This is a genomic window from Tropicimonas sp. TH_r6 (assembly GCF_033101155.1).
In the GTDB taxonomy this organism is placed as follows: Bacteria; Pseudomonadota; Alphaproteobacteria; order Rhodobacterales; family Rhodobacteraceae; genus Tropicimonas.
In genome coordinates, this window is the sequence record NZ_JAWMPX010000032.1 from 12780 (window position 1) to 30518 (window position 17739).

General features: G+C 64.7%; 15 protein-coding genes. 8 read left to right on the forward strand and 7 right to left on the reverse strand.

Annotated features, from left to right (window positions below; genetic code table 11):
- Positions 1 to 163: 163 nt before the first annotated feature.
- Genes R3X27_RS21695 through nqrF form a run of 6 tightly spaced genes read left to right on the forward strand, consistent with a single transcriptional unit; the run spans position 164 to position 6036 of the window.
- Positions 164 to 1513: a Na(+)-translocating NADH-quinone reductase subunit A gene (locus R3X27_RS21695; RefSeq protein WP_317710995.1), complete on the forward strand. Its 1350-nt coding sequence runs from the start codon at positions 164 to 166 to the stop codon at positions 1511 to 1513.
- A 3-nt stretch (positions 1514 to 1516) separates the two neighbouring features.
- On the forward strand, positions 1517 to 2728 hold the full coding sequence (locus R3X27_RS21700; RefSeq protein WP_317710996.1) for an NADH:ubiquinone reductase (Na(+)-transporting) subunit B: 1212 nt from the start codon (positions 1517 to 1519) through the stop codon (positions 2726 to 2728).
- Positions 2721 to 3533, forward strand: a complete 813-nt coding sequence (locus tag R3X27_RS21705) for a Na(+)-translocating NADH-quinone reductase subunit C (RefSeq protein ID WP_317710997.1) — start codon at positions 2721 to 2723, stop codon at positions 3531 to 3533. The genes R3X27_RS21700 and R3X27_RS21705 overlap by 8 nt, the downstream gene beginning before the upstream one ends.
- A 1-nt stretch (position 3534) precedes the next feature.
- Positions 3535 to 4191: an NADH:ubiquinone reductase (Na(+)-transporting) subunit D gene (locus R3X27_RS21710; RefSeq protein WP_317710998.1), complete on the forward strand. Its 657-nt coding sequence runs from the start codon at positions 3535 to 3537 to the stop codon at positions 4189 to 4191.
- The gene (gene nqrE, locus R3X27_RS21715) at positions 4191 to 4799 is read left to right on the forward strand and encodes an NADH:ubiquinone reductase (Na(+)-transporting) subunit E (protein WP_093161744.1); all 609 of its coding nucleotides are present in this window, start codon (positions 4191 to 4193) and stop codon (positions 4797 to 4799) included. The genes R3X27_RS21710 and nqrE overlap by 1 nt, the downstream gene beginning before the upstream one ends.
- 13 nt (positions 4800 to 4812) lie before the next feature.
- Entirely contained in the window at positions 4813 to 6036 is a 1224-nt protein-coding gene (nqrF, locus tag R3X27_RS21720; RefSeq protein WP_317710999.1) for an NADH:ubiquinone reductase (Na(+)-transporting) subunit F, read from the forward strand.
- Positions 6037 to 6266: 230 nt separating this feature from the next.
- Here nqrF and pgi read toward each other — a convergent pair whose 3' ends face one another.
- From pgi to zwf, 3 genes are read right to left on the reverse strand one after another with little or no spacing between them, the layout of a single operon-like run.
- Positions 6267 to 7874: a glucose-6-phosphate isomerase gene (pgi, locus tag R3X27_RS21725; RefSeq protein ID WP_317711000.1), complete on the reverse strand. Its 1608-nt coding sequence runs from the start codon at positions 7872 to 7874 to the stop codon at positions 6267 to 6269.
- Positions 7875 to 7884: 10 nt separating this feature from the next.
- Positions 7885 to 8556: a 6-phosphogluconolactonase gene (pgl, locus tag R3X27_RS21730; protein ID WP_317711001.1), complete on the reverse strand. Its 672-nt coding sequence runs from the start codon at positions 8554 to 8556 to the stop codon at positions 7885 to 7887.
- Positions 8553 to 10007, reverse strand: a complete 1455-nt coding sequence (zwf, locus tag R3X27_RS21735; RefSeq protein WP_317711002.1) for a glucose-6-phosphate dehydrogenase — start codon at positions 10005 to 10007, stop codon at positions 8553 to 8555. The genes pgl and zwf overlap by 4 nt, the downstream gene beginning before the upstream one ends.
- A 189-nt stretch (positions 10008 to 10196) precedes the next feature.
- Here zwf and R3X27_RS21740 point away from each other — a divergent pair, with 189 nt between their 5' ends.
- On the forward strand, positions 10197 to 11144 hold the full coding sequence (locus R3X27_RS21740; protein WP_317711003.1) for a radical SAM protein: 948 nt from the start codon (positions 10197 to 10199) through the stop codon (positions 11142 to 11144).
- Positions 11145 to 11192: 48 nt separating this feature from the next.
- Here R3X27_RS21740 and R3X27_RS21745 read toward each other — a convergent pair whose 3' ends face one another.
- Positions 11193 to 11657: an Lrp/AsnC family transcriptional regulator gene (locus tag R3X27_RS21745; RefSeq protein WP_317711004.1), complete on the reverse strand. Its 465-nt coding sequence runs from the start codon at positions 11655 to 11657 to the stop codon at positions 11193 to 11195.
- Between the two features lie 130 nt (positions 11658 to 11787).
- Between R3X27_RS21745 and putA the strand changes: the two genes are divergently transcribed.
- Positions 11788 to 15243, forward strand: coding sequence for a bifunctional proline dehydrogenase/L-glutamate gamma-semialdehyde dehydrogenase PutA (putA, locus tag R3X27_RS21750; RefSeq protein WP_317711005.1), 3456 nt, complete (start codon positions 11788 to 11790; stop codon positions 15241 to 15243).
- Between the two features lie 180 nt (positions 15244 to 15423).
- Here the strand turns inward: putA and R3X27_RS21755 are convergent, their stop codons facing one another.
- From R3X27_RS21755 to R3X27_RS21765, 3 genes are read right to left on the reverse strand one after another with little or no spacing between them, the layout of a single operon-like run.
- A complete protein-coding gene (locus tag R3X27_RS21755) occupies positions 15424 to 15690 on the reverse strand; it encodes an amphi-Trp domain-containing protein (protein WP_317711006.1) in 267 nt (88 codons plus the stop codon).
- Positions 15687 to 17030 carry a metallophosphoesterase gene (locus R3X27_RS21760; RefSeq protein WP_317711007.1) on the reverse strand — a complete coding sequence of 448 codons (1344 nt, stop codon included), beginning with the start codon at positions 17028 to 17030 and terminating at the stop codon, positions 15687 to 15689. Before R3X27_RS21760 ends, R3X27_RS21755 begins: the two co-directional genes overlap by 4 nt.
- A gap of 17 nt (positions 17031 to 17047) precedes the next feature.
- Positions 17048 to 17737, reverse strand: a complete 690-nt coding sequence (locus R3X27_RS21765) for a histidine phosphatase family protein (protein ID WP_317711008.1) — start codon at positions 17735 to 17737, stop codon at positions 17048 to 17050.
- Positions 17738 to 17739: the final 2 nt, after the last annotated feature.

A 17739-nucleotide genomic window follows, 5' to 3' on the forward strand; every position in this document is an offset into this window, starting at 1 on the left:
AATCGGCGCTCTGTCGAAATGTTGTGCTGCAGCGTCCGGCACCTTAAGAGAGGCGGGAACATCTGCATGCAAATGCATACCGTGACCCTGACTTGAGGTCCGGTTAGTGTCTGCTGCAGATCGGAGAAACGATCGAACCGGAACGGATATCGCAGCGGAATACATGCCCGAATTTTCCTTCAAGAGAGGTCTGGACCTGCCCATCACCGGCGCACCGGACCAGACGATCCACGACGGGCCGGCTATCGGCTCGGTCGCGGTGATCGGGGCCGATTCTCTCGGCCTCAAACCGAAGATGCTTGTTGCCGAGGGCGAGACTGTCCAACGGGGACAGCCGCTCTTCAGCCACAAGGACTCGCCGGACGTGGTCTTCACCGCGCCTGCCTCAGGACGGGTGCGGGCGATCAACCGTGGCGCGCGGCGGGTGCTGCAAAGCGTGGTGATCGATGTCGAGAACGCCTTCGATGACGGGGTGGATTTCGGTCCGCTCGCGGCGGATGGCAGCGCAGGTGTAATCGCTGAAAAGCTCCTGAAATCGGGGCTTTGGACGGCGTTCCGTACACGGCCATATTCCAAGATCCCGGCTGCGGACAGCCGTCCCGCCACGATCTACGTCACCGCGATGGACAGCGAGCCGCTGGCCGCCGACCCGGCCGTGATCATCGCCGAGAAGCCGGAGGCCTTTGCCGCTGGCCTCAAGGCGGTGTCGCAGCTCACCGAGGGTCGGACCTGGCTCTGCCACGCGCCCGGCGCGGGCATTCCGGGCGGCGACATCGCCGGTGTCGAGGTCGCGACCTTTGACGGGCCGCACCCGGCCGGCCTCGCCGGCACGCATATGCACTATCTCGAGCCGCCCACGGGCGAGGAGATGGCCTGGACGATCTCCTACGGCGATATCCTCGCCATTGGCACGCTGATGCTGACGGGCAAGCTCGACACTTCCGTGGTGATTTCGCTCTCCGGTCCGCGCGCTGCGACGCCGCGTCTGATTCGCACCAATCTCGGCGCGTCGCTCTCCGATCTGATCGAGGGCGAGGTCGCGGGCGACGGCCCGCTGCGCGCCATTTCCGGCTCGGTCCTGACGGGGCGGATGACCGATGGCGGAGCGTTCGACTATCTCGGCCGCTACGCCCGCGCCGTGACGCTGATCGACGAGGACCGCAAGCAGACCTTCATGTCCTGGATCGCGCCGCGCCGCGACCAGTACGGTTTCCTGCCGGTGCTGGCCTCGGCCCTCAACCGGGCAACGAAGTTCCCCATGGGATCGAACCTGCATGGTGGACGCCGCGCCATGGTGCCGATCGGCATCTTCGAGGAGCTGATGCCGCAGGACTTCCTGCCGACGCAGCTGCTGCGGTCGCTGCTGGTGATGGATACCGACAGCGCCCAGGCGCTCGGGGCGCTGGAGCTGGACGAGGAAGACCTCGCGCTGTGCACCTTTGCCTGTCCCGCCAAATATGAATACGGGCTCGCCCTGCGCGACAGCCTTGAAAAGATCGAGAAGGAGGGCTGAGCGATGAAGTTCATGCGTAGCATCTTCGACAAGATCGAGCCGAATTTCGAGAAGGGCGGAAAACTCCAGAAATGGTACCCGCTCTACGAAGCGGTGGAGTCTTTCTTCTATTCGCCCAAGACGGTCTCGACCGTCGCGCCCCATGCCCGCTCCTACACGGACATGAAGCGCATCATGATCTACGTCTTCCTGGCCGCGATGCCCTGCCTCTTTTTCGGCATGTGGAACACCGGCCACGGCGCCAACGTGGCGCTCGCCGCCCTTGGCGAGGAGGCCCATACCGGTTGGCGCATCGGGGTCATGCAATGGCTCGGCTTCGGGCTGAACCCCGACAGCATCCTGTCGAGCATGTTCCACGGCTTCCTCTATTTCCTGCCGATCTACGCGGTCACGATGATCGTCGGTCTCTTCTGGGAGATCCTCTTCGCCATCATCCGCGGTCATGAGGTCAATGAGGGCTTCTTCGTCACCTCGATCCTCTACGTGTTGATCGTTCCGGCCTCGACGCCGCTCTGGCAGGTTACGCTCGGGATCTCCTTCGGTGTGGTGATCGGCAAGGAAGTCTTTGGCGGGACAGGGAAAAACTTCCTCAACCCGGCGCTTGTCGCCCGTGCCTTCCTCTATTTCGCCTACCCCGCGCAGATGTCGGGCGACTCGATCTGGACCCCGGTGGACGGCTTCTCCGGCGCCACGGCGCTCGGCATCACGGCCGCCGAGGGCGTGCAGGGTCTTGCCGCCCATGACATCTCCTTTGCCTCCGCCCTCTGGGGCAATATGCAGGGCTCTTTCGGCGAGACTTCGGTTGTCATGTGCATGATCGGCCTGGCCTTCCTGCTGATCACGAAAATCGCCAACTGGCGTCTCGTGGTCGGTTGCCTCGCCGGCACCATCGCCTTCTCGACCCTGCTCAACGTGATCGGGTCGGACACCAACCCGATGTTCGCCATGCCCTTCTGGTGGCATATCGTTCTGGGCGGCTACGCCTTCGGTCTCGCCTTCATGGTCACCGAGCCGGTTACCGCCTCGCATACCAATATGGGGCGCTACTGGTATGGCGCGCTGATCGGTTTCATGGTCGTGATGATCCGTGTCGTGAACCCGGCCTTCCCCGAAGGCATGATGCTCGCGATCCTGTTTGCCAATATCTTCGCCCCGCTGATCGACTGGTTCGTCGTGCGGGCCAACATCGCCCGGAGGGCAAAGCGCAATGCCTGAAGCCGATAACAACCAGGGCGGGTTCCTCGCTCGCTGGAAGGCGCTGCCAACGGATTCGGTCCCCAAGACTGTCTTCGTCGCCGTTGCCCTCTGTCTCTTCTGTTCGATGGTCGTCTCGGCCGCCGCCGTGAGCCTGCGACCCACGCAGGAGGCCAACAAGCTTATCGACAAGCAGAAGAACATCCTGCAAGTCGCCGGGCTCTACGAGGACGGGATCAACGTTCCCGAGGCCTTCGCCCGGTTCGAGCCGCGCGTGGTGGAGCTTGCGAGTGGCACCTATACGGACCAGTTCGACGCTGCCACCTTCGACGACCGCGCCGCGGTCTCCGACCCTGACCTCAGCCATTCGCTGAGCGAGGACCCGGCCGGGCTCGGCCGCCAGTCCGACTATTCGGTGGTCTACCTGCTCAAGGACGAGGCTGGCGATCTGGACAAGGTGATCCTGCCGATCAGCGGCTACGGCCTCTGGTCGACGCTCTACGGCTTCATCGCGCTGGAAGAGGACGGGAACTCGATCTTCGGTCTCCAGTTCTATGACCATGCCGAGACCCCCGGTCTCGGTGCCGAGGTCGACAACCCGCGCTGGAAAGCCATGTGGCCGGGCAAGGCGCTGCGGGACGAGAGCGGCGATCTGAAGATCACCGTCGCCAAAGGCGTGCCCTCAGCCGACATGCAATCGCACCATATCGACGCGCTGGCCGGCGCCACGCTGACCTCGGTCGGCGTCGACAACCTGGTCAAGTTCTGGATGGGCGAGGACGGCTTTGCGCCCTACCTCGACAACCTCAAGTCGGGAGACCTCTGACATGGCGCAGACAAGACGCACCTATCTGGTCGACCCGCTGGTCGACAACAACCCGATCACGCTGCAGGTGCTGGGCATCTGCTCCGCCCTCGCGGTGACCTCGTCGCTCTCGGTTTCCTTCGTCATGGCGCTGGCCGTGACCTTCGTGACCGCCTTTGCCTCGATGTTCATCTCGATGCTGCGCAACCATATCCCCAGCTCGATCCGGATCATCGTTCAGATGGTCATCATCGCCAGCCTCGTGATCCTCGTGGATCAGGTCCTCAAGGCCTATCTCTACGACATCTCCAAGACGCTCTCGGTGTTCGTCGGCCTGATCATCACCAACTGCATTGTGATGGGCCGCGCGGAAGCCTTCGCCATGAAGAATCCGCCGATCGACAGCTTCATCGACGGCATCGGCAACGGGCTGGGCTACGGTCTCATCCTGATGCTGGTCGGCTTCTTCCGCGAGCTTTTCGGCGCCGGAACGCTGTTCGGCATCACCGTGCTGCCGACAGTCAACAATGGCGGTTGGTACGTGCCCAACGGCATGCTGCTGCTGCCGCCGTCTGCGTTCTTCATTATCGGGCTGATCATCTGGGCCTTCCGCAGCTGGAAGCCGGAGCAGGTCGAAGAGCGTGAGTTCCAGATCCAGCACATTGAGGAGGCGCACTGATGGAAGGGCTACTCTCCCTTGCCGTGAAGGCGATCTTCGTCGAGAACCTCGCGCTCTCCTTCTTCCTCGGCATGTGTACCTTCATTGCCGTGTCGAAGAACGTGGCGACAGCACTCGGTCTCGGCATCTCGGTGATGGTGGTGCAAACCATCACCGTGCCCGCCAACAACCTGATCCTGAACGGGTTGTTGAAGCCCGGCGCGCTCGACTGGGCGGGTTTTGGCGATGTCGACCTGACCTTCCTCGGCCTGATCTCCTATATCGGCGTCATCGCCGCCATGGTGCAGATCCTCGAGATGGTGCTCGATAAGTATTTCCCGCCGCTCTACAACGCGCTCGGGATCTTTCTGCCGCTCATCACCGTGAACTGCGCCATCCTCGGTGGCTCGCTCTTCATGGTTGAGCGCGACTACAATTTCGCAGAGAGCGTCACCTACGGCCTCTCCTCCGGCTTCGGCTGGGCGCTTGCCATCACCGCGATGGCCGGTGTGCGCGAGAAGCTCAAATATTCCGACATCCCCGACGGGCTCCAGGGGCTCGGCATCACCTTCATCACCGCGGGCCTGATGGCCATGGGCTTCATGTCCTTCAGCGGCGTGAAACTCTGAGGGAGGCGCAGAGATGACCACTTTCATCCTGGGCGTTGCGCTCTTCACCCTGATCGTGATCGCGCTGGTGTCGCTCATCATGGTCGCCCGCTCCAAGCTGGTGGCACAGGGCGACGTGGCGATCACCATCAATGGCGAGAAAACCATCCACGTCCCCGCTGGCGGAAAGCTTCTGCAGACGCTTGCCTCCGAGAAGCTCTTCGTGCCCTCCGCCTGCGGCGGCGGCGGCACCTGCGCGCAATGCCGGGTCCGCGTCCATTCGGGCGGCGGCTCGATCCTGCCGACCGAGAAAAGCCATATCACCAAGCGCGAGGCCGCGGCCGGGGATCGTCTCTCCTGCCAGGTCGCCGTGAAGCAGGATATGGAAGTCGAGGTCGCCGAGGAGGTGTTCGGCGTCAAGAAATGGGAATGCACCGTCCGCTCCAACGAGAACGTGGCGACCTTCATCAAGGCGCTCATTCTCGACCTGCCCGAGGGCGAGGACGTCAATTTCCGCGCCGGCGGCTATATCCAGATCGAGGCCCCGGCCCATGAGCTGACCTATTCCGAATTCGATGTCGAAGAGGAATATCGCGAGGATTGGGACAAGTTCAATCTGTGGCAATACGAGTCGGTCTGCGAAGAGCCGGTCGAACGGGCGTATTCCATGGCGAACTACCCTGAAGAGCGTGGCATGATCATGCTCAATGTCCGCGTGGCCTCGCCGCCACCGGGCACGCAAGGGATCCCTCCGGGGAAGATGTCAAGCTACATCTTCAACCTAAAACCGGGCGACAAGGTCACAATCTCCGGTCCGTTTGGCGAGTTCTTCGCCCGGGACACCAAAAAGGAGATGGTCTTCATCGGCGGTGGCGCCGGCATGGCGCCGATGCGAAGCCACATCTTCGATCAGCTCAAGCGCCTGAAGAACAAGGATCGCAAGATCAGCTTCTGGTACGGTGCCCGCTCGAAGCGCGAGATGTTCTTCGTCGAGGACTTTGATGAGCTGGCAGCCGAGTTTCCGAATTTCGAATGGCATGTCGCACTCTCGGATGCGCTGCCGGAAGATGACTGGGACGGCTATACCGGCTTCATCCACAACGTGCTCTATGACGAGTATCTCAAGGACCACCCGGCACCCGAGGATTGCGAATTCTACATGTGCGGCCCGCCGATCATGAACTCCTCGGTGACCAACATGCTGCTGGAGCTCGGCGTGGATCGCGAAGACATCATGCTGGATGATTTCGGCGGCTGAGCCGCGATCACACTGGAATTTCGGAAGGCCGGGGCGGAAACGTCCCGGCCTTCCTGCATTCTGGGCGTGCAACTGGATACGGACAGGGGATCCGGTCGCCCATGTCCGTATTTCCCGCCTCCGTCGCCCGCAGACCGCACCACGGTCGAATGTCCGACGGACGAAAAAGCCCCCCGCCACGACTTCGGGCGGGGGGCTCTGATGTCTTGAAAAACCGTGGTCAGCCGAGTTCAGCCGCCATGCTTGCGGATCACCTCGACGAGCTGTGCGGTGGAGCCGTCTTTGCCCTCGGCGCTCTTCTCGCCGGCAACGACCGGGCCAAGCGCGGTGGCCAGTTCCTTGCCAAGCTCGACGCCCCATTGATCGAAGCTGTTGATGCCGAGGATGACACCCTCGACAAAGACGCGGTGCTCGTAAAGCGCCACGATCTGGCCGAGCACTTCCGGGGTCAGCAGCGGGTAGACCAAGGTCGTGGACGGCCGGTTGCCGGGGAAGACGCGGTGGCGTGCCTGACGGTCCAGTTCCGCACCTTCGAGCCCCTTGGCCGCCATGATCGCGGTCGCTTCTTCGAGCGAGCGGCCGCGCATCAGCGCCTCGGATTGCGCAAGGCAATTGGCGACCAGCAGGCGGTGCATATGGGCGAGATCCGCCTCATGCCCTTGCGCGCCGACCATGAACTCGCACGGCACGACGCCCGTGCCCTGGTGGATCAGCTGGTAAAAGGCGTGCTGACCATTGGTGCCGGGTTCGCCCCAGACGATGGGGCCGGAGACCTCTTCGAGATCGGCGCCATCCATCGAGACGCGCTTGCCATTGCTCTCCATTTCGAGCTGCTGGAGATAGGCCGGCAGGCGCAGCAGGCGCTGCTCATAGGGAAGCACGGCGCGGGACGGGTAGCCGCAGACCTGGTGGTGCCAGATGCCGACCAGCGCCAGCAGGACCGGCAGGTTCTCGGCCAGCGGTGCCGCCTTGAAATGGGTGTCCATCGATTGCGCGCCACGCAGGAAGGCGCGGAAGGCGGGGCCTCCAATGGCAAGCATGACAGAGAGGCCAATCGGGCCCCACATCGAGTAGCGCCCGCCGACCCAGTCCTCGAAGCCGAAGACGCGGGAGGCGTCGATGCCGAAGGCGCCGGTCTTGTCCGTGGCCGAGGAGAGGGCTGCGAATTGCGCCGCCGGGTCGGAGACCTCTTCGCTCATCCAGGCCCGCGCGGTCTGCGCGTTGGTCATGGTCTCGATGGTGGTGAAGGTCTTGGAGGCGACGATCACCAGCGTGGTTTCCGGGTTCAGCGGCCGCAGCACGTTGGCCACATGCGCCCCGTCCACATTGGAGACGAAATGGCAGTTCGGGCCGTCCGCGTAAGGCATGAGTGCCTGCATCGCCATGACGGGGCCGAGATCGGAGCCGCCAATGCCGATATTGACCACATCGGTGATCTTGCCGCCCTGGCCGGTGAAGAGCCCGGAGCGAACCTGTTCGCAGAAGGCCTCCATGCGGTCCAGCGTGGCCAGAACCTCGGGCATCACATCCTGCCCATCGACCACAACCGGGGCGCCATCGAGATTGCGCAGCGCAGTGTGCAGCACGGCGCGCCCCTCGGTCTCGTTGATCGTCGCGCCGGCGAACATCGCGTCGCGCTTGGCGGCGAGATCGGCCCCTTCGGCGAGCTTGACCAGCAGGCCAAGGGCTGTCGCATCGATATTGGTCTTCGAGAAATCGAAGAGCATGTCGCCGAAGCTGGCGGAAAACGTGCCCGCGCGCCCGGAATCGGCGTCGAACAACGAGAGAATGGACCGGTTTTCAATGCCGGCCCGATAGGCTTTCAGCTCATTCCACATCGTGGGACCTCTATTCTGCCCAATGAACGGTTGCGTCATTCAATACGAGCTTCACCGGCGCTTCACGAGGCGACAAGTTGCGCGCCCGCTCCAGCGCCGCCCGCTTCTCGGGGCCGGTGATGAGGATATGCGTGTGCAGCGCGTTCTGGAGCGCCGGCGCGGTCAGGGTGACGCGCGGCTCGGGCGCCGTGGGGGTGCGCATCGCCATCAGCACCGGGGCGTTCGGGGCAATCGCCTCCTCGATACGGTCGGCATCGGGGAAGAGCGAGGCAATATGATAGTCATTGCCCATCCCCAGCAGCAGAACGGTGATCGGCAGCACGAGGCGAACCTCTGCGATCATCGCGTCAACGGCCTCCTCCGGCGTGTCGGTCTCGCCGCGGATGCGCTGCAGATAGGCGGCCTCGGCATTGTTCACCAGCAGCCGGTCCTTCAGCAGCCGCGTGTTGGAGCGCGGCGCGTCCTCGGTCACCCAGCGTTCATCGGTCGGAACGATATTGACCCGGCTCCAGTCCAGCGCGGAAGCCGAAAGCGAGTCGAAGACCGGCCCCGGCGTCGTGCCGCCGGGCACGCAGAAGGTCGCCCGCGGCTGTGTCAGCAGCGTGTTCTTCAGCTCGCTGGACAGCCTGTCGGCCAGGCCGATCATCATCAGCTCCCGGTCAGGGTACTCGACGAAATTCATGGGCGGATCTCCCTCCATCTTCTGCCGTCGCGATGCAGCAGCATCAGCGCGTCGTCTGGCCCCGAAGAGCCCTGGTCGTATGGCGATGGAATATGCCCGCGCGCTTCCCATCCTGCAATGACCGGATCGGTCCAGGCCCAGGCGGCCTCGACCTCGTCACCACGCATGAAGAGGGTCTGGTTGCCACGGATCACGTCCATGATCAGCCGTTCATAGGCATCTGGTATGGCGCTGTGCTCCTCGCCGAGCGCCTCGGCGAAGGTCATGTCCAGCGGCACGTCGATCAGCCGCATGCCGCCGGGGCCGGGCTCCTTGATCGTCACGCCAAGCTGCATGCCCTCATTGGGCTGCAGCCGGATCGACAGGATGTTCGAATGCCGGCCGCGCGGCACATCGAAGATCGAATGCGGCGCGTCCTTGAAGACAATGGCGATTTCAGACGCCCGCGCCTTCAGCCGCTTGCCCGTGCGGATATAGAAGGGCGTGCCGGCCCATCGCCAGTTCGACACGCTGAGGCGCATGGCGAGGAAACACTCGGTCCGCGAGCGCGGATCGCCCACATCTTCGAGGTAGGACGGACCGCCCGAACCGGCGGAATACTGTCCGCGCACGATGTCGTCCGGCTCCATCGGCTCCAGCGCGCGGATCACCTTGAGTTTCTCGTCGCGCACCGCGTCATGATCGTAGCGCGAGGGCGGCTCCATCGCGATCAGGCAGACGAGCTGCAACAGGTGGTTCTGCACCATGTCCCGCATCGCGCCGATGCCGTCATAATACTCGCCCCGCCCGCCGACGCCGACCGTTTCGGCCACGGTGATCTGGATATGGTCGACATACTGGCTGTTCCAGAGCGGCTCGAACAGCATGTTGCCGAAGCGCACGGCCATCAGGTTCTGTACCGTCTCCTTGCCGAGATAATGGTCGATCCGGTAGATCTGCGCCTCGTCGAAATGGGCGGCGAGGCTCTCATTGAGCGCGCGGGCGCTGTCCAGATCATGCCCGAAAGGCTTCTCGACCACGATCCGCGCCTGCCCATCGGCAATGCCCCGCTCCTTCAGCCGCTCCGCAATTGGACCGAACAGCGAGGGCGCGACGGAGAAATAGAAGGCGTGGACCACGTCATCGCGCATCTTCTCCTTCAGCTCCGGCCAGCCATCGTCGCCTGTCGCATCGATCTGCACAAAGGAGAGCATGGAGAGAAACTGCTCCACGATTCGCGGCTTGAGTGCCGAGGAGGGCAAGAACTCCTCAAGGCTTTCGAGCACCATCGCCCGGTAGCCGTCATCATCCACATCCGACCGCGCCGCTCCGATCAACCGGGCCTCCCAGGGCATCTGCCCATCGGCCAGCCGCCGGAAGAGACCGGGCAGGATCTTGCGCCGGGCGAGATCGCCGGTGCCGCCGAAAATCACCAGGTCGAAGGGCTCCACCGGGATGATACGTGCTACCATTTTGCCTCTCCTGCAACGCGCGCCCCGGGGCGATCCAACGAGGCTGCGCTTCGAACACACGAACCGTTAGCGCAAACAAGACCCCATTCCAAGGGGTTCACAACCCTGTCAGTGCTGGCATGCGCTCTTTTCGTTCCTGTTATCAGGGTTTAGCAGTTGGGGAAACCGGGAGTGGTACGGGAGAGACGGATGAAGGATCATGGCAGGGCGAATGTGGGGAAGTTCCTCGATCCGCATGTGACGGCGGACGGGGCCGCGCGAGCGCGTGTGGCGCTGAGCGATCCGCAGACGCTGTGGTTCAACACCGGGACGTTGTGCAACATCACCTGCGCGAACTGCTATATCGAAAGCTCACCAGAGAATGACGCGCTGGTTTATATCAGCGCCGACGAGGTGAGCGACTATCTCGATCAACTTGAGACGCGCGCCTGGGGCGTGCGCGAAATCGGATTCACCGGTGGCGAACCCTTCATGAACCCCGAGATGGTCGAGATGGCGCGGCGCTGTCTTGCGCGCGGCTACGAGGTTCTGATCCTGACCAACGCGATGCGGCCGATGATGCGGCCCTCGGTCCGGTCCGGGCTCGAGTCCCTGCGCGACGCCTATGGTGACAAGCTCACACTGCGGATCTCGGTCGATCACTGGAGTGCCGCACGGCATGACGAGGAACGCGGCGCGGGCAGTTTCGCGCGCACCCTGGAAGGCATGGAATGGCTGCGCGATGGCGGTTTCCGCATGGCCGTGGCCGGGCGGACCTGCTGGGGCGAAAGCGATGCGGCGGCGCGGGTTGGATTCGCGGAGTTCTTCGCGGCGCATCGGTTCGAGATCGACGCGACGGAGCCCGCGCAAACGGTTCTCTTTCCGGAGATGGACATGGCGGCCGAGGTGCCGGAGATCACGACGGCGTGCTGGGGGATCCTCGACAAGTCGCCGAGCTCGGTGATGTGTTCCTCGTCGCGGATGGTCGTCAAGCGGCGCGGGGCAGAGCGGCCGGCTGTGCTGGCCTGTACCCTGCTGGCCTATGAGCCGGGGTTCGAGCTTGGCGAGACGCTGGAGGAGGCGGAGGGCGAGGTCGCGCTCAACCATCCGCATTGCGCGAAGTTTTGCGTGCTGGGTGGGGCGAGCTGCTCCGCGTGAGACCAGGGTCGGGCCGGGCGTCAGTTGGGGCCGCTGCCGTCGCCAGAGTCAGAAACGCCCTTCCTTGACCGCCTCCATGGCGACATAGGTCGAGGTCGAGGCGACATGGGGCAGGGCCGAGAGCCGTTCGGCGAGCACTTGGCGGTAGCTGCCAATATCGGCGGTTCGCACCTTCAGCAGGTAGTCGAAATTGCCCGCGATCATGTGGCATTGTTCGATTTCCGGGATTGTCTTGACCACGCGGTTGAACTCCGAGAGCGCCTTCTCGCTGGTCTCCGACAGCCGCAGCTCGACAAAGGCCACATGGGCGCGGCCGAGCCGGATCGGGTCCAGCAGCGCTTGGTAGCCGAGAATGTACCCCTCCGCTTCCAGCCGCTTCAGGCGCGCCTGAACAGGGGATTTCGAGAGGCCGATCCGTCGCGCGAGGTCGGTCACGGGAAGGCGTCCTTCGGTGGAGAGCGCCTCAAGAATGGCCTTGTCGAAGGAGTCGAGCGGCGCGGGGTTTCTGGGCATGGACGGCAACTTTCCTGCAAGATAGTACAATTTCAGTCATATCGTCTGCTGTTTACGAAAAGAAGGCCAATTCGCCCGAAGATGACTCTGTAGACTGAAAGAGACTCCCCATCTCCGACAGGCAAACGACATGACCGAGACGCTTAAAATCGCCCGCGCACGCCTGCGTGCCCTGACTCTCCCCGATGAGACCGCCCGGCTTGCCGAACTGACCGAGATGGCAGCCCTTTCCGAGGCGGACCGCGCCGCGATCTGCGCCGCCGGCGCAACGCTGGTCGCGGCAATCCGCAACTCGGACGATCCGGGCCTGATGGAAATGTTCCTCGCTCAATACGGTCTTTCGACCGATGAGGGCATCGCGCTGATGTGCCTTGCCGAGGCGCTGCTGCGCGTCCCGGACGCCGCCACGATCGACGCGTTGATCGAGGACAAGATCGCCCCCTCCGCCTGGAACACCCATATCGGCGCCTCCTCTTCCTCGCTGGTCAACGCCTCGACATGGGCGCTGCTGCTGACGGGCAAGGTGCTTGACGACGAACAGACCGGGATGGCCGGTGTCCTGCGTGGCGCTGTGCGGCGGTTGGGCGAGCCGGTGATCCGAACGGCCGTCGGGCAGGCGATGAAACAGATGGGCAACCAGTTCGTGCTGGGCGAAAGCATCGGATCGGCGCTCAAACGCGCTGCGAAGATGGAAGCCAAGGGCTATGCCTATTCCTATGACATGCTCGGCGAGGCCGCGCGCACCGAGGCCGACGCGCTGCGCTATCACCGCTCCTATCTGGACGCCATTGCCGCCATCGCCCCGGCCGCGAAGGGCGACGACATCCGTGCCAATCCCGGCATCTCGGTCAAGCTCTCGGCCCTGCACCCCCGCTTCGAGGTCGGCCAGCGCGCGCGGGTCATGCGCGAGTTGGTGCCGCGAATCAAGGATCTCGCGCTCGCCTGCAAACACGCCAATATGGGCCTCAATATCGACGCCGAGGAGGCCGACCGGCTGGAGCTGACCCTCGACGTGTTCGAAGCGGTGGCGCGCGATCCGCGCCTTGCCGGCTGGGACGGGTTCGGCACGGTGGTGCAGGCCTATGGACCCCGCGCGACGGTCGCAATCGACTGGGTTGTCGCGCTGGCCGAGGATCTGGACCGCCGGTTCACGCTGCGGCTGGTCAAGGGCGCTTACTGGGATGCAGAGATCAAGCGCGCGCAAGTGCTCGGGCTCGAAGGCTTCCCGGTCTTTACCCGCAAGCCGCTCTCCGATGTGAGCTACATTGCCTGCGCCCGCAAGCTGCTCGCCGCCACGGATCGGGTCTATCCGCAATTCGCCACGCACAACGCCCACTCCGTCGAGGCGATCCTGCATATGGGCGCCGATACACAGACCTATGAATTTCAGCGCCTGCATGGCATGGGCGAGCGGTTGCACCAGATCGTGAAGGACCGCGCCGGGACAGCCTGCCGGATCTATGCCCCGGTCGGCGCGCATCGCGACCTGCTGGCCTATCTCGTCCGGCGCCTGTTGGAGAACGGCGCCAACTCCTCCTTCGTGAACCAGATCGTCGATGAGGAGGTGCCCGCAACCGTGGTCGCGCGGGACCCGTTCGCCGAGGCGGAGGCCGCGCTGGCCCGCTCCACCGCCGTCATCCCGCCCGCTGAAATCTTCGGGACGGGGCGCAAGAATGCCCGCGGCTGGGACATCACCGACCCTGACGATCTTGCCGCAATCGACGCCGCCCGTGATCCGCATCGCGCCACAGGCTGTGTCGCCGGTCCGATTGTGGCCGGGCAGGAATATACCGGCGAGGGGCTGGAGATCCTGAACCCGGCCGACCCGGACGACGTGGTTGGCACGGTCGTGGAGGCGGATGCCGCCACCATCGAGGCCGCCCTGGCTGCCGCCAAAGCCTGGGACGCGTCTCCGCTGGAACGAGCGGCGACGCTGCGCCGGGCGGCCAATCTTTACGAGGAGAATTTCGGCCTGTTCTTCGCTCTGGCCGCGCGAGAGGCCGGAAAGACGCTGTTGGACGCCGTGGGAGAGCTGCGCGAAGCGGTTGATTTCCTGCGGTATTACGCCTCGCAGATCGATGTCCTGAACCAGCCTGCGCGCGGCACCTTCGCCTGCATCAGCCCGTGGAACTTCCCGCTCGCCATCTTCACCGGCCAGCTCTCGGCAGCGCTTGCGGCCGGCAACGCTGTCATCGCCAAGCCCGCCGAACAGACCCCGCTTATCGCCGCCGCGGCGATCCGCCTGCTGCATCAAGCGGGTGTTCCGGGCAGCGCGCTGCAGCTTCTGCCCGGACGCGGCGAGACAGTCGGCGCCGCGCTGACCGCCGATCCGCGCATCGACGGCATCTGTTTCACCGGCGGCACAGACACCGCCCAGCTCATCCACCGCTCCATGGCAGTGAGCCTTGCCCCCGGCGCGCCGCTAATCGCCGAGACGGGCGGGCTCAACGCGATGATCGTCGATTCCACGGCGCTGCCCGAACAGGCCGTGCGGGACATCCTCGCCTCCGCCTTCCAGAGTGCGGGCCAGCGCTGCTCGGCGCTGCGCTGTCTTTACGTGCAGGAGGATATCGCGGAGGGGCTGCTGAAGATGCTCACGGGTGCGATGCAATGCCTGCGTCTCGGACAGCCCTGGGAGCTTGCCACGGATATCGGCCCTGTGATCGACGCCGAGGCGCAGACCGGGATCGACGCCCATGTGGCCAAGGCCGAAGCCGAGGGCCGGCTGATCTTCCGGCTGAAGGCGCCGTCGGGCGGGCGGTTCTGCGCTCCCGCCGTGATCCGCGTCGGCGACATCACCGATCTGGGGCGCGAGATCTTCGGGCCGGTCCTGCATGTCGCGACCTTCAAGGCCTCCGAGTTGGACGATGTCATCGAACGGATCAATGCCACCGGCTACGGGCTGACCTTCGGACTGCACAGCCGGATCGACGACCGGGTGCAATCGGTGGTCGACCGGGTGCGGGCGGGCAATCTCTATGTCAACCGCAACCAGATCGGCGCTGTTGTCGGATCGCAACCTTTCGGCGGTGAAGGGCTTTCCGGCACAGGCCCGAAGGCGGGTGGCCCCGACTATCTGCCGAAATTCGCCCGAAGCGCGCCGCCCGAGATTGCTGTTGAAGCGTTCGGCGGAACAGCAATGCCCGGAGAGGTGCAGGCCGGGATCGGCGCCGCGCAAGTGCCCGAGGCACCGCTCTCCCGCGAGGAGCTTCCAGGGCCCACGGGGGAGTTGAATCGCCTGACCACCTTGCCGCGCGGACCCGTCCTGTGCCTTGGCCCCGGCGCGGCCGCCGTCGCCGAGCAAGCGATGCAGGTCCGGGCCGCCGGTGCCAGCGCTGTGCCGGTCAATGGCGCGCTGGCCCCGGATGCGCTTGGCGCGCTCGGCGGGTTCGGCGCGGTGCTGTGGTGGGGCGACGCGGAGACAGGGCGCGCGATGCGACAGGCGCTGGCAGGGCGCGACGGCCCGATCCTGCCGCTGCTGACGGGCGCCGAGCCGGCCTCCGCCTTCCACCTGGAGCGTCATCTTTGCGTGGACACGACCGCGTCGGGCGGCAATGCGGCGCTACTGGCTGCGGTGTCGGAATAGGCGCTCGCGGAGATCCTGCTCTTGGCGGCGGTCTGAACAGAGCCGGGAGCGGATCGCTGAAGGGCACGGAGGCAAGGCGAAGCCGCCATGCCAGCGCCATCCCGCGGGCAGGCGCCGGAACGGTTCCCGGTCCGCGAGTTGTATCCGCCACGAAGGTTCGCTCAGTCCGCCTAAAGGCCTTCAGGAGACCTTCGGCGCGGACTTCTCCTCCGGAGTGGCGCTGTCGTCGCTCCATGTGATTCGGAGGTCCAGCCGGCAGTCGCTGCCCGAGCGGCTGCCGCGCACCCGCAACGTGAGCAGGCCGTCGGGATCGAGCGTGATTTCGTTTTCCGCATCGCTCAGCGTCAACTGACCCTTGCCGACGCCCTTGGTAACGGCTTCGAGGAAAGCCTTGATCGTCTTGCGCGATTGCAACGATTCATGGCGAAAGTCACCGTCTGTCTTCATGCGTCTGCGTGCTCCCAGGGCCGTCCGGCCGGGTTGAAATGCTTGGCGCGCGGGTAATCCGAGCTGAGCCCGAGCACGTCCCCGCTCGGCAGCACCAGCGTCGCACCCGCGCCGATCCCCCGCAAGCCCTCGCGGAGGCGGGAAGCGCGGTCGAGCGTGACATCACCCTGAAGATGCAGCAGGCCACCGCGGGCGAGCAGGCGCTGGCCCGCATGGTTGTTGACATGGCCATGCACGACCATTTTCACCCCGATCCCATGCAGGGCCGCCACGCCGGCAGGGCTGAGCGGGCGGTCGCTCTCGCGATACTTGGTGCGCGCGAGATTGGCCACGGAGCCAAAATAGAAGCCGAGCGGATGGGCCTGTTCCTCGTGCCGATAGCGAGCATTGACCGCTGCCACACCCTCGCGTGCCAGCAGTGTGCAAATCTCGTCATCGATCCCGGCATGAACGAAGAGCAGCGAGCCGATGCGGCAGGCGGCCTCCATGCGGGCATAGAACCAGCCATATTCGCCCTCCGGTTCGAGGAAGAGCTTGCGGCAGCGAATCCCGGCTGCGACGACGTGCCGAAGGGCCAGCCCGGCAGCCTCCAGATCAGCCTCGAAACTGCGGCGTTTCTCGCGCAGGCGTCGGATTTCCTTGGCGATGGCAGACGGTGCGAGATAGCGGCCGGCCTCTCTGGGAAATGTCTCGAACCAGTCCTCGCCGGGGATCAGGAGGCGGCGGCAGGCGGCGTTGTCGGGGATGCCGGCAAGGCCCGGTCCGCCCGCCAAGTCGCGCTCCCAGATCTCGCGCAGAAGCGGCAGGAGCTTGCGGCCCATGCGCAGGAAGAGATGCTCGGTCAGGGGGCCGCGCGGGCCGGTCATGCCGAGAATGGCGAGGCGCAGGCGCAGGTCGTGGTTGCCAGCCAGAAGATGCGTGTCGGGCTTCAGCGCCAGCAAGGCTGCCAGCGCGTCGAGCATGTCGAGATTGCTCGGCCCCTTGTCGAGGCAGTCGCCGCCGATGACGATCTGTGCGCGTTCGCCAAAACCTGTCAGGCGGAAATCGCGGGGGCCGGACCCGTGCCGATGGATCGCGCCGGCGGTGGCGAGCGAGCGCAGGAAGCTCTCGAAATCGGCATGAGTGTCGGAGAGAAAGACGACCGGGCGCTCTGGCCATTGCCAGGGGCCATGGGCGCGAGCAGATTTCAGGCTGGCGATCACATCGCCAAGCGCTGCGGCGGTGCCGGCGCCGGAATGGAGGGCTGCGACCGGCCAGGGCTCGATCTCGCGCGGACCCGTCGGATCGGTGCATGTCAGGGGCAGAGGGGCGGTTGAGGTCCAGTTTGAAAGCGTGGTCACGTTGCCCTTGCTCGCTGTTAGTCCATGGCGGTCTCGTCGCGGCGGCGCTGTTTCCACGCCCCGCCCGACCGGGTCCATTTTCCGTCGTCCGTGTAACAGAGGCGTAACGGCCGGGCGTGATACATGCTCAGCCGTGCAATTTCCTCGCGGGCGAGCAGGCCGAGATGATGGGCGGCATGACGGAAGGACGCGCCATGACCAAAGACGAGGGTCAGCCAGCCATCCCGCCCGGTCTCGGCGATGCCGCGCAGCTGCTCCGCGACCCGGGCACCGGCTTGCATCAGGCTCTCTGCGCCTTGCAGGGGCAAGCAATAGTCGCTGTCGGACTTCCAGCCCGCGGGCGGTGTCTCGAAGCGCGGATCCTCTGTGAGTACAGCCTCGATCTCGGCCACGCTCAGGTTGGCGGCACTGCCGAGGGCGCGTTCGGAGAGTGCTGGTTTCTGGGTAATTTTTGTTATTTTACAGCCGGTTTCGGAAAGAACTTCACGTGCTATTTTAGCTGTCTGCCAGGCGCGGAGCTGGCAGGAGGAATATAGGACAGGGTCAAGCTCCAGTCCGGTTTCCCGGAGGATCTTCGCGATCTCGGCGCCACAGGCACGTGCCTGTGTCTTGCCGCCCTTCGTCAGCGGAAAGGGCTGAAGCGCGCTCGGGACATTCGCGCGTTGGTGATAGGCGCCGTGGCGGATCAGGGCGATATGATGCGCCATCC